General features: G+C 33.2%; 8 protein-coding genes. 7 read left to right on the top strand and 1 reads right to left on the bottom strand.

Annotation, left to right across the window (positions count from 1 at the left end; genetic code table 11):
- Positions 1-77 precede the first annotated feature (77 nt).
- The 3 genes from B6S12_RS08085 to B6S12_RS08075 all read left to right on the top strand — a co-directional run bounded on the left by B6S12_RS08085 (position 78) and on the right by B6S12_RS08075 (position 4,864).
- Positions 78-761 carry an aspartate/glutamate racemase family protein gene (locus tag B6S12_RS08085; protein WP_111230293.1) on the top strand — a complete coding sequence of 228 codons (684 nt, stop codon included), beginning with the start codon at positions 78-80 and terminating at the stop codon, positions 759-761.
- A gap of 100 nt (positions 762-861) precedes the next feature.
- Positions 862-3,435 carry an ATP-dependent Clp protease ATP-binding subunit gene (locus B6S12_RS08080; RefSeq protein WP_111230292.1) on the top strand — a complete coding sequence of 858 codons (2,574 nt, stop codon included), beginning with the start codon at positions 862-864 and terminating at the stop codon, positions 3,433-3,435.
- Between the two features lie 226 nt (positions 3,436-3,661).
- Positions 3,662-4,864: an MFS transporter gene (locus B6S12_RS08075; protein WP_111230291.1), complete on the top strand. Its 1,203-nt coding sequence runs from the start codon at positions 3,662-3,664 to the stop codon at positions 4,862-4,864.
- A gap of 142 nt (positions 4,865-5,006) precedes the next feature.
- Here B6S12_RS08075 and B6S12_RS08070 read toward each other — a convergent pair whose 3' ends face one another.
- Complete coding sequence (locus B6S12_RS08070; RefSeq protein WP_111230290.1) at positions 5,007-7,655, bottom strand: phosphoenolpyruvate carboxylase; 2,649 nt, start codon at positions 7,653-7,655, stop codon at positions 5,007-5,009.
- 257 nt (positions 7,656-7,912) lie between these two features.
- On the opposite strand from B6S12_RS08070, the gene rpsB reads away from it, so the two are divergent.
- From rpsB to fliR, 4 genes are read left to right on the top strand one after another with little or no spacing between them, the layout of a single operon-like run.
- A complete protein-coding gene (rpsB, locus tag B6S12_RS08065) occupies positions 7,913-8,716 on the top strand; it encodes a 30S ribosomal protein S2 (protein WP_111230289.1) in 804 nt (267 codons plus the stop codon).
- Between the two features lie 3 nt (positions 8,717-8,719).
- Positions 8,720-9,787, top strand: coding sequence for a translation elongation factor Ts (gene tsf, locus B6S12_RS08060; protein WP_111230288.1), 1,068 nt, complete (start codon positions 8,720-8,722; stop codon positions 9,785-9,787).
- 12 nt (positions 9,788-9,799) lie between these two features.
- Positions 9,800-10,441, top strand: a complete 642-nt coding sequence (locus tag B6S12_RS08055; protein WP_111230287.1) for an ABC transporter ATP-binding protein — start codon at positions 9,800-9,802, stop codon at positions 10,439-10,441.
- Between the two features lie 12 nt (positions 10,442-10,453).
- Entirely contained in the window at positions 10,454-11,224 is a 771-nt protein-coding gene (gene fliR / locus B6S12_RS08050; RefSeq protein WP_111230286.1) for a flagellar biosynthetic protein FliR, read from the top strand.
- Positions 11,225-12,651 lie beyond the last annotated feature (1,427 nt).

Here is a 12,651-nt window from a genome sequence, read left to right as displayed (position 1 = left end):
CCTATTTCTGTCTTAAATTTTAATCTCGTGTAAAGTATAATTTACCCCATTAATCAATTATTCTAAAGGGAAATTTTATGAAAACCATAGGAATCATCGGCGGAATGAGCTTTGAAAGCACATTAAGCTATTATCAAGGCATTAACCATTTCATAAGAGAAAAGTTGGGCGGACTAAACTCAGCCAAAATTGCACTTATTAGCTTAATTTTTGAAGAAATTGCAAAACTACAAAGAGAAAATAGATGGGAAGAGAGTGCTAAAATCATAATGGAAGCGGGTTTAAAATTAGAAAAAATGGGGGCAGATTTTTTACTTCTTGCAACCAACACCATGCACAAAGTCCTACCTCTTATCACACAAAAAATCCACATACCTTTTATCCATATCGCAGAGGCTTTAGGCGAAGAACTTCAAAAAGAAAAAATCACAAAACCCTTGCTTTTAGGAACAAAATTTACTTTAAATGAAAGCTTTTATAAAGATATTTTACAAAACTTTGGAGTGCAAGTTGTATTACCAAATCCCCAAGAAATAGAAATTCTTAATAATATAATTTTTAAAGAACTTTGTCTAGGAAAAGTCCTAGAAACCTCTAAACAACAATATTTAAAAATCATTCAAACATATAAAGAAATTGATGGAGTGATTTTAGGTTGCACAGAAATAGGGCTTCTTCTAAACCAACAAGATTGCAAAATGAAGCTTTTTGATACCACTCAAATACATATAAAAAAAGCTGTAGAATTTGCATTAAATTAATTTGCACTCATAAACATTTAGTATTTTATCATTATAAAACTTGACAATACTTGACTAAAGTTATATAATACTGTCAAATTAATTTTCACAAGGAGGTTTTATGAATCTATTAGAAAAATTAACCAACCAAATGCAAGAGAGCTTAGAGCAAGGAGCTTCTTTAGCATTGCATAATAAAAACCAAGAAATCCAAACCATTCATTTATTTTGGGCGATGCTAACAAATACAAACTCACTTTTAAACCAAGCATTAAACCGCCTAAACCAAGACAAAAACGCTTTAGAACTTGAAGCACAAAGTATTGCAAAATCGCTTCCGCAAAGCTCACAAGTAAGTAAAGAAAATCTAAAAATAAGTAGAGAGCTAAGCGAGTCTTTAAGCAAGGCTGAAGGCTTGGCCACAAAGATGGGAGATAGCTATATTGCTATTGATTGCTTTATTTTGGCAAATTTAGGCGAAGAACCCATAAAAAGTCTTTTTGCTAAATTTTTAGATTTAAACGAGCTAAAAAAGACAATAGAATCTATGCGTGGAGGAGTAAAAATTGATAGCAAAAGTGCAGATGAAAATCTAGAATCTTTAGATAAATTTGGTATTGATTTAACGCAAAAGGCAATAGAAGGTAAGCTAGATCCCGTAATTGGTAGAGATGAAGAAATTACGCATATGATGCAAATTTTAATTAGAAAGACAAAAAACAATCCAATCTTACTAGGCGAACCAGGAGTTGGAAAAACCGCTGTAGTAGAGGGCTTAGCACAAAGAATTGTCAAAAAAGAAGTGCCACTCTCCTTACAAAACAAAAAAGTAGTAGCACTTGATATGAGTGCATTAATTGCAGGTGCAAAGTATAGGGGAGAATTTGAAGATAGGTTAAAAAAAGTAATTGATGAGGTTAAAAAAAGTGGAAATATCATTTTATTTATTGATGAAATCCATACCATTGTAGGTGCAGGAGCAAGCGAAGGCAGTATGGACGCAGCAAATATCCTAAAACCAGCCCTTGCTAGAGGTGAGCTTCACACAATAGGAGCTACAACCCTAAAAGAATATAGAAAATACTTTGAAAAAGATGCAGCATTGCAAAGGAGATTCCAGCCTGTAAATCTAAATGAACCAAGCGTAAATGAAGCTTTGCAAATTTTACGAGGCATAAAAGAAAGGCTTGAAGCCCACCACAATGTAAGCATACACGATGGCGCACTAGTTGCAGCAGCAAAACTAAGCAACCGTTATATTACTGATAGATTCCTGCCTGATAAAGCTATTGACTTAATTGATGAAGCAGCGGCCGAGCTAAAAATGCAAATAGAATCTGAACCAAGTGAACTCTCACGCGTTAAAAGAGAGATTGAAAGTCTGCAAGTAGAAAAAGAAGCTTTGCTAATGGAAAAAAGTGAAAAAAACAAAGCTAGACTTGATGAAATAGGCAAAGAACTAAGCAACAAAGAAGAGAATAAAAATGCACTTCTAGCACAATTTGAAAACGAAAAACAAGTTTTTAATGCAATAGCAAAAATCAAAGGTGAAATAGATTCTCTAAAAACTCAAAGCGAACTAGCAAAAAGAAATAGCGATTTTAATAAAGCTGCAGAAATTGACTATGGCAAGATTCCAGAGCTTGAAAAAGAGCTAGTAAGCCAAAATGAAAAATGGGAAAAAATGCAAGAAAATGGCACACTCCTAAGAAATGCAGTAACACCAGAATCTATCGCTTCAGTTGTTAGCAGATGGACGCAAATCCCTATAAAGAAAATGCTACAAGATGAAAAAGATAGAATTTTAGGCATTGAAGATGAGTTAAAAAAAGATGTCATCGGACAAGATAAAGCACTAAAAGCCATAGCAAGAGCTATAAAACGCAATAAAGCAGGACTAAGTGAGCTAAATAGACCCATTGGAAGCTTCCTTTTCTTAGGACCTACAGGAGTTGGAAAAACCGAATCTGCTAAAACTCTCGCTAGATTTCTCTTTGATAGTGAGAAAAATCTAATAAGAATAGATATGAGCGAATATATGGAAAAACACGCTGCATCCCGCCTTGTAGGAGCACCTCCAGGATATGTAGGCTATGAAGAGGGCGGACAACTCACAGAAGCAGTAAGAAGAAAACCTTATAGTGTAGTGCTATTTGATGAGATAGAAAAAGCCCATCCAGATGTGTTTAATATGCTTCTTCAAGTGCTTGATGATGGAAGACTAACAGATAATAAAGGGGTAACTATTGATTTTAGAAATACTATTATTATCCTAACAAGCAATATTGCAAGTGATAAGATTTTAGAAATTAATAACGAAGAAGAAAGAGAAAAGTCGGTGCGTGAAGCATTAAAGGGATACTTCAAACCAGAGTTTTTAAACCGATTAGATGATATTATTATCTTTAACCCTCTTGGATTAGAGCAAATCACACATATTGTGGATATTCTCTTTAAAAATATCCAAAAGAAAGTAAATGAAAGAGGCATAACTTTAGAGCTAGAACAAAGTGCAAAAGAACTCATTGCAAAAGTTGGATTTGATCCTATCTATGGAGCTAGACCATTAAAGAGAGCATTATATGAAGAAATAGAAGATAGGCTTGCAGAGCTGATTTTAGAGGGTAAAGTTAAAGAAGATAGCAAAGTTAGCTTCTATGCAGAAAATGAAGAAATAAAAGCTAAAATTAGCTAAAATCAACCCATAAAAGCATTGCTAAAAGCTTTGCTTTTACTTCACTTAATATGGTATAATTCCTCAACAATTAACCCAAAAATTCCCAAATTTCAACAAGCAAATTCCTAATCTATCATTTTAGGAAATCCAATAAAGCCTAAACTTTTTGCAACATATAAGGCTTTTGTTTGGTTTTATTAAAAAGAATAATTATAGCGATACTTTATTATAATAAAGGACTTTTATGAATTCTACACAAGCACTCTTATGGCTTAATTTTTTTATTGCTGATGTTAGAGATGGGCTTGGTCCTTATCTTGGTGTATTTTTAAAAGAACATAATTTTAAAGAAGGGCAGATAGGTTTTATTGCTACAATAGCTACTTTATGTGCTTTAGTTTTTGGTATGCCTTTGGGAATATTAGTAGATTCTACAAAAAAGAAAAAACAATTTATTTTTTTAAGCATTATTTTAATCATTTTTGCACTTATAATAAATTATTTTTATCCAACATTTTACATCACTCTTTTTGCACAAACTTTGATTGCACTTAGTGCCACCTTCTTAGCGCCTGCCTTTAATGCTCTTACTTTGGGCTTAGTGGGAAAATTCAAATTTGCTTACCAAATCAGCCTTAATGAAGCTTATAAACATGCAGGAACTATCTTTGGTTCTGTGCTTTGTTTAATCTTTTGTTCCATTTATGGGGTGGGTGCTAGTTTTATCGTTACCCTTTTTGTAGCACTTACTTCACTTTTATGTTTGCACTTTATTAAAGAGAGTGCTATTAATCACAAAATAGCAAGAGGAGAGCCAAAAAATCATAGGCCATTAAAGTTTTATGAGGTTTTATTCCATAAACAAATTTTACTCCTTTGTTTTGCAATGTTTTGTTTCCATTTAAGCAATGCCTATATGCTCCCTCTTCTAAGCCAAAGAGCACATACTCTAGGAATTGATACAAGCGGGGCTTATGCAGCGCTTACTATTATTATTGCACAAAGCACTATGGTTTTGGTTTCTTATTGGTGTGCCAAAAAACTTGATGAAAAACATGATTTTAAAATCTACTTCTATCTTTTTGCTTTTTGCTTTGTTGTATTAATCTTTAGAGGTTGCATTGCTGGTTATTTCACCCATAATCTTGCAATGGTAATCGTGCAAATTTTAGACGGTATGGGAGCAGGGATTAATGGAGTAATTGTGCCTATTATAGTAACAAGGATCTTGCAAGGGAGCGGACATATTAATTTTGGTATTTCTTTTGTATTAATTTTAGGAGGGATTGGCGGAGCTTTAAGTAGCACTTTAGCAGGATTTGTAGCACAAGATTTTGGATATTTATATGCTTATTTACTGCTTTCATTTGTTGCAATATTAGGATTATTCTTTTGGTGGATTGGCAAAAATATTTTGTTACAAAAAGACAAAATATTATCCAATTAATATTAATCATAATTTATTTTAAGGTTTAAAAGGTATAATTTGCACTTGAGGTTAAACCTCAAAATTATTCACTTTCTCTTTAAATAATTTCTTATGTTTGTTTTATTGGTAGCCATATCTTTTAAAGATGTGGCTATTTAAATCAACCTGTATTTCTAACTCCTTGTGCAATCCCTACAATAGTCGCTACTATTTGCTTAGCAATGCGTTCTTTTTGTTCTTCATAGCTCGCATTTTTATACTGCTCCATAAGCTTTAATTGCAAATAATTTAAAGAACGCAAAAAAGGCTGCCTTAAAAGAATAGATTCTTGGATAAGTTTCTCACTTGCTAAAAGCGTTTCTTCTTGACGAATAAAAAGTAGCCATTTTAAAGTAAGGTAGTATTCCTCTTCTATCATCTTCCAAATTTTTTCTTTTAAATGCTCTGTCTTAACAAATGCATTATAGCATTTAGCAATCTCCAAATCCACCTTTAAAAAGGCTTGTGAGATATTATCAATCGTGGTTTTAAAAAACAAATCCTCTTGATAGCAAGATTTAAATATCTCTTTATTTTCTAAAATTGCACTTGCACGCTCAAGTCCGCTTCCAAGTCCATACCAAGCAGGAATAATCGCCCTATTTTGCATCCATGAAAAAACCCATGGAATGGCACGCAAATCTTCTACTTTTTGCGTATCTTTTCGCTTTGAAGGGCGAGAACCGATATTTAACTGCTGGATAAATTCAATAGGTGTTGCACTTTTAAAATACTCTATAAATCCCTCTGTCTCATACACTAATCCCCTATAAGCCTTAAAGGACTCTTCACTCACATATTTTAAAGCTTCTTTAAAATCTAAATTGCAAGTATTTGTATGTGTGCCATATTTTTCATACACACTCTTTTTAAGCAAGGTAGATAATGCACTCTCAAAGCTAAATTCTGCCTTTTTGGGATTAAGATATTTTTCGCTAATCACTTCTCCTTGCTCGGTTGTCTTTAAAAATCCTGCCACGCTACCATCTGGGGAAGATAAAAGTGCATCTTCTAATGCCCCACCTCCACGGCTAACGCTTCCACCTCTGCCATGAAAAAGTCTAAATTTAATTTTCAATTCTTCTTCTAGGCTCATCAAATTAGAAATAGCAACTTTTAGAGAATAATTACTCGTAAAAATCCCACCATCTTTACTAGAATCTGAATAGCCTATCATAATTTCTTGATAGTTTTTGCGTGATTGCAAATAGCTAGAATAATGCGGATTTTCACAAAGCTCTCTTAAAATAATAGGTGCATTTTCTAAATCATTAATCGTTTCAAACAAAGGAGAAATGCTAATGCGTGTCTTCTTACCTTCCACCCAAAGGCGTGATTGCTTAGCAAACCAAAGCACACACAAAAGATCATTTGTGCTCTGACACATAGAAATAATACAAGAATCAATAATATTATCCCCTATTCTATCTTTAGCCCATTTAAAGCTTAAAAACGCCCATAAAGTCTCCTGGGCTTCCTTGCTAATCTTTCCATAGAGTTGATTAACATCTATTAATGGTTCGCTTAAGGCTTTGTTTAATATCTCTCTTTGCTCTTTGCTTGAAAGCAATAACAAATCTCCCTCCACATAACCTAAAACCACAAAAATTTCTGCTAACGACCGCCAAAATACATCGCGATGTTGCCTAAAATCTAACTGCATTAAATGAAATCCTGCCAAAAGTGCAAGATTTCTAAGCTCCAATAAATATTTTGCACTTGTAGTATCCAAAGAATTTATCATCAAATCTATATCTTTAATAAACTCTTTAGGGCTATCATACATATAAGGAGCATTTTCCTCCACACACACGCTAGGTAGATTAAGCATTAAAATTCTATTTTGGAGTTTTTGACGCATACAAGTAAGCTTTGCTCTAAAAGGCTCTTGCAAAAAGAGCTTCTTTGCCATATCATCTAAATGTTCTTTTTCTTTTTGCAAGCTCTCTAAAAACTCTGCACTTGGTGTGATATATTCTTGTGCGATAGATAACTCACGGCTAAGTTTGTCAATACATTGTATATAGTGTTTAATGATAGTTTGGTGTTGTCTTTTCATCACTTCTATCATTACTTCATTATTCACATAAGGATTTCCATCTCTATCGCCACCTATCCAACTCCCAAGCCTAATGGGAGATTTTTTAAGTGGATAACCCAAAGCATTTTGCACTTCTTTTAAAACCTTTGCACCACTTTGCAAAATGGAACTTTCCATAAAATATAAAAGATTATCATGTTCAAACAAAACTTCAATTTTCTCACTTCTTACAATATGGCTATGCCACAAAAGATGCAAACGATACTTTAAATGCTCTTTAGCCTCTTCATCACCATATTGTAACCACAAATGCAAATCATTATACATGTCATGATAGCTTTCTAAAAAAGTTCTTCTTAAAGATTCTGTAGGGTGTGCTGTGAAAACTGGATAAAATTTAATCTTTTTTAAAACGCCCAAAACATCTTCTAAATCATAATCCCCCCTCAACTCATCAAGAGTTTTTTGCAAGTTTTTGCTTGGATTGTGTGCGATACGATAGCGTTCATCTACAATATTTAAAAGCAAATGATAAAGCGTAAAACTCCGAATAAGATTTGCAATCTCTTGTGAATCTAGCCTTTGCAATAAATCTTCTTCTAAAATAGATAAAAACGAATTTTTCTTTCCTAAAGACAAAAAAAGTTCTTTTGTTTTAGGTGCAACTTCTTCTAAAAGCTCTACCATTACAGAAAAAATAAAACTTATTTCTTCTTGCTGTGTTTTCATTTTTGAATTTTCTCCTCTTTAAAATTTTAGGGAATTATAACGCTTAATTTTAAAGAGTAAAGCTATAATCCATAAATTTTAAGTAAAATTAAATCCTTTTGCTAAATCTTAGTTTAAAGTAAGCTAAATTTAAAAAAAATTTTAGTAAAATCACAGGTTTTTAAACTTTAAAAAACTCACACACGCTAATCCTAGTTAGGTTGCGATTTATTCGTTTATGAGCGTGGAGGGAAAACCAAAACATTTAGGAGAAAACTATGGTAACTATGAAAGACCTTTTAGAATGTGGTGTGCATTTTGGACACCAAACAAGACGCTGGAACCCAAAAATGAAAAAATATATTTTTGGTGTAAGAAAAAATATCCACATTATTGACTTGCAAAAGACTTTGCGATATTTCCGCTACACTTACAATATTGTGCGTGATGCAGCAGCTGAAGGCAAGACTATTATGTTTGTAGGAACAAAAAAGCAAGCAAGCGAAACACTAAAGCAATATGCAGATAGCATCAATGCTCCATATGTAAATTATAGATGGCTTGGTGGTATGCTAACAAACTTCTCAACTATTAAAAAATCTATTAGAAAGCTTGAAATCATTGAAGAAATGGAAACAAGCGGACAAATTGATTTATTAACTAAAAAAGAAAAGTTAATGATTCAAAGAAAAAAAGAGAAATTAACACAATATCTTGGTGGTGTAAGACATCTTAAAAAAGCTCCAGATATGATTTTTGTAATTGATGCTGCAAAAGAAAAAATCGCAGTAGCAGAGGCTAGAAGACTTGGAATTCCTGTTGTTGCACCTTTAGATACAAACTGCGATCCTGATATGGTAGATTACCCAATTCCAGGAAATGACGATGCTATCCGCTCTATCCAACTTTTCTGCAAAGAAATTGCTGAAGCAATTACAGAAGGTAGAGCAATCGCAGGTGGGGAAATTCCAGCTAATAGCGAAGAAGTAGCTCCAGCTAGTGAAGAAGAAAAGCAAGAGGTTATTGATGAAGCTATGAGCGAAGCTGACTTTGCAAAAGAAATTGAAGCAGACAAGGAGTAAGGAATGGCAGAAATTAGCGCACAACTTGTAAAACAACTAAGAGATATGACAGATGCAGGAATGATGGACTGTAAAAAAGCTTTAGTTGAAACAAATGGCGATATTGAAAAAGCAGTAGAATACCTAAGAGAAAAAGGCCTAAGCAAGGCTGCTAAAAAAGCTGATAGAGTAGCTGCTGAGGGTGCTATTAATATCAAAGTTTCTAGTGATTTCAAAAAAGCAAGTATGGTAGAAATCAATTCTGAAACAGACTTTGTTGCTAAAAATGATGGTTTTAAAGAGTTAAGCTCAAAAACAATCCAAATCATTCAAGATTCCAATATTTCTACAACAGAAGAATTGCATACTCTAGATTTTGAAGGTGCAAAGTTTGAAGAATATCTAAAAACACAAATTGCAAAAATTGGTGAAAATATCGTAGTAAGAAGAATGGCAAAGGTAAATGCTGAAGGTAGCGGAATTGTTAATGCTTATGTGCATTCTAATGGGCGTGTGGGCGTTATTATCGCACTTAAATGCCAAAATAGTGAGAATGCTACAAAACTAGCAGATTTTACAAAAAATCTTTGTATGCACGCAGCTGCTATGAAGCCACAAGTAATCTCTTACCATTCTTTTGATATGGACTTTGTAAAAAGTGAAAAAACAGCAATCATTGCAGAGTTAGAAAAAGAAAATGAAGAGTTAAAAAGACTTGGCAAGCCTCTTCATAAAATCCCTGCTTTTATTAGCCAACTAGAGCTTAATGATGAAATTTTAGCAAAGCAAGAAGAAGCACTAAAAGCAGAACTTAAAGCACAAGGCAAACCAGAAGCAATTTGGGATAAAATTCTTCCAGGACAAATGGAAAGATTTAAAGCAGATTCTACACTTTTAGACCAACGCCTTACACTTTTAGGACAATTCTTTGTAATGGATGATAAAAAAACTATCGCACAAGTTCTAGCTGAAAAAGGCAAAGAGCTTAATGATAACATTGAAATTGTTGAGTATGTTCGCTTTGAGCTTGGTGAAGGAATTGAAAAACAAGAATGCAACTTTGCTGATGAAGTAGCCGCACAACTAGGCTAATTTAGGTATATTATGCCTCTACTTTATGCTAAGGAGCTTTGTTTTAGCTATGATGTTCCTATCTTAAATAAAGTAGATTTGATAGGGGAAGAGAAGCAAATTATCTCCATTATGGGGGTTAGCGGAAGTGGGAAAAGCACACTTTTACATATTCTCTCCTCTTTTTTAAAACCACAAAGTGGAGAAGTAACGCTTTTTGGCACAAATCCCTATTCACTCCCACAAAAACAGCTTTTAGAACTAAGACGCAAACAAATAGGCATCATCTTTCAATCCCATTATCTTTTTTTAGGCTTTAGTGCTTATGAAAACTTAGAAGTCGCTTCTATCTTAGGAGAAGAAACAATTAATCATGAGCTTTTGGAACATTTTGGGATTAAAAATGTGCTTAACAAAAACACAAGTTCTCTTAGTGGCGGACAACAGCAAAGATTATCTATCGCTAGGATTTTAACCAAAAAACCCAAAATTATTTTCGCAGACGAACCTACTGGAAATTTAGATAAGGAAAATGCACTTAGCGTAGCAGAAGCGCTTTTTTCTTATGTAAAAGCCAATAATTCTTTGCTTATTTTTGTAACGCATGATTTAAATCTAGCCCAAAAAGCTGATAAAGCCTACCGCTTAGAAGATGCTAAACTACACCAGCTTTAAAAGAGTTGCTTTATGGAGCTTCTAGCATATTTAACCGAAGGCAATGTTGCTAATTTTCTACTTTTACTTTTACGCTTTGCAGGAATAATTGCTTTTTTTCCTTTTTTTGAAAACCAGCTCATTACCGCACAATTTAAAGGCGTTTTTATCTTTTTTCTCACTATTCTTTTTATTCCCCTTGTAGAAATTATTCCGCCTAGCAATATGAGTATTTTAGGATTTATTGTCGCAGGGCTTGGGGAAATTATGCTTGGTTTTTTAGCATCTATGGCATTGCAAATTGTCTTTGGTATGGTTTCTTTTGGTGGGGAGCTTATCTCTTTTGCAATGGGATTAACCATTGCCAATGCCTATGATCCAGTAACGGGTGCACAAAAGCCAATTATAGGACAAATCCTAACACTTCTTGCACTTTTATTGATGTTAGCCTTAGATTACCACCATCTTTTTTTTGATTTTGTAGCTATGAGTATTAAAAGCGTTCCTTTGGGAAGCTTTATGTTCTCGCATGATTATATCCAATATATCTTTACTGCATTTGCACAGCTTTTTGTGATAGGGCTTACAATGTCCTTTCCTATCATTGCACTTATTTTGCTCTCTGATATTATTTTTGGAATGATTATGAAAGCACATCCACAATTTAACCTTTTAGCGATAGGCTTTCCTGTAAAGATTGTTGTGGCATTTGCCGTGCTTATTGTGATTGTTCCTGCGATTATGATACATTTTAAACAAGAATTTTTAGATGCCTTTAATGCACTAAGTATTCTTTTAAAATAATTCATACACAATCTTTCTTCTATTGCTAAAAACATGATTTCTAAATCTTACTATAAACAAACTCATATTATTCTTCCTTTTGCTATTACAAGCACAATAAAGCAGAGGATGGGAAAATAAAAGAAAGTAAATAAAAGGCAAAAAGAAAAGATTCTAACCTACTTATTTTAACTTCGCTGGGGTTGTAAATTCCTCATTACGCAAGGAAGGACACAAGTGTCCTTTCCAAACCCCTGAAGGCTCTGTGCTATTTCGTGAGAGCTTTGTTCTTTGTTTTAACTTCGCTGGGGTTGTAAATTCCTCCTTGCGCGAGCGGGAGTTCCACTCCCTGCACCTACCGAAGCCCCCGTCCCACTACGCTATGCTTGCGGGGAGCTTCGCTCTTTGCCTTTAGAAGAATTTTTTAAAGTGCTTTAAGTCTAAGTTAAGCAGGTATTAACTAGAATCTTATTGTTTTTCTAAAGTGTTAGTTCTAGTTTTTCTTTGAGACTAGAACAAGAACTATTAAAGAAATTATAAATAAAATTATTAATTCCATACTAGCTCCTTTTTACATCTCCTATAAAGACAATAAAAATAAAGCTTAAAGCATTAAAAATTAATAGTGAGGGTTTTTATTACAAATATTTTATTGAATGGTTTTAGTATATGGCAAACCTAATGGGTTTTGTAAGTTTTTGGTTATTTTTTAAATTACTACGAACTTAAAGGTTTTTGCAATAATAATTGTTTGTTATATTAATATTCTATTAGAGTTTAGCTTTTCTTTGTCATATTGAGCGAAGCGAAATATCTTCTTATTAGAAAGAATTTTTATAGATTCTTCGCTACGCTCGCAATGACAAAGTTTCACTATAAACAAAACAAAGTGTGGCAATCTAAAAAAGATAAACCATAAAGGCGATTTAATAGATTGCCACGCAAATATTTCATATTTGCTCGCAATGACAATAAAAGCTTCAATCTTTCATCAATACTTTGCAATGATAAGAGATTATCAATGAAATTATTAAAATTTTATAAGTTAAAAAACTGCAAAAATTAAAAATAAATTCTAGTAGTGGCGGATGAGCTTTGTGAGTTTTTAATAAATTTTTGGAACGAGGCTAAAAAAGAAAAAGATGTAATAAATTCTAATAGTTACGGTATATAGCTTTAGCTTTTATGAAATTTCAAGAGGCTGAAAGGATTATAAGAATTAAAAATAAATTCTAGTAGTTACGGCATAGAATAAGAGTTTTAAAGGGTTTTTCAAGAGGTTAGCAACCTTTATGGGTTGTGCCTCTTGTAAAAATCCTTTAATCTATTATTATCTGTCTTGAATACGAATTTCTTCTATATTCTTTGAGCCATACAAGGATTATTCGTCTTAAAGTTTTCACTCACTACACAAGTTCTTTGGTTTAACACTCCTTTTTCTTCATCTA

The organism is Helicobacter valdiviensis (assembly GCF_003245365.1).
GTDB classification, from domain to species: domain Bacteria; phylum Campylobacterota; class Campylobacteria; order Campylobacterales; family Helicobacteraceae; genus Helicobacter_D; species Helicobacter_D valdiviensis.
This window is presented reverse-complemented; position numbering and strand designations above follow the sequence as displayed.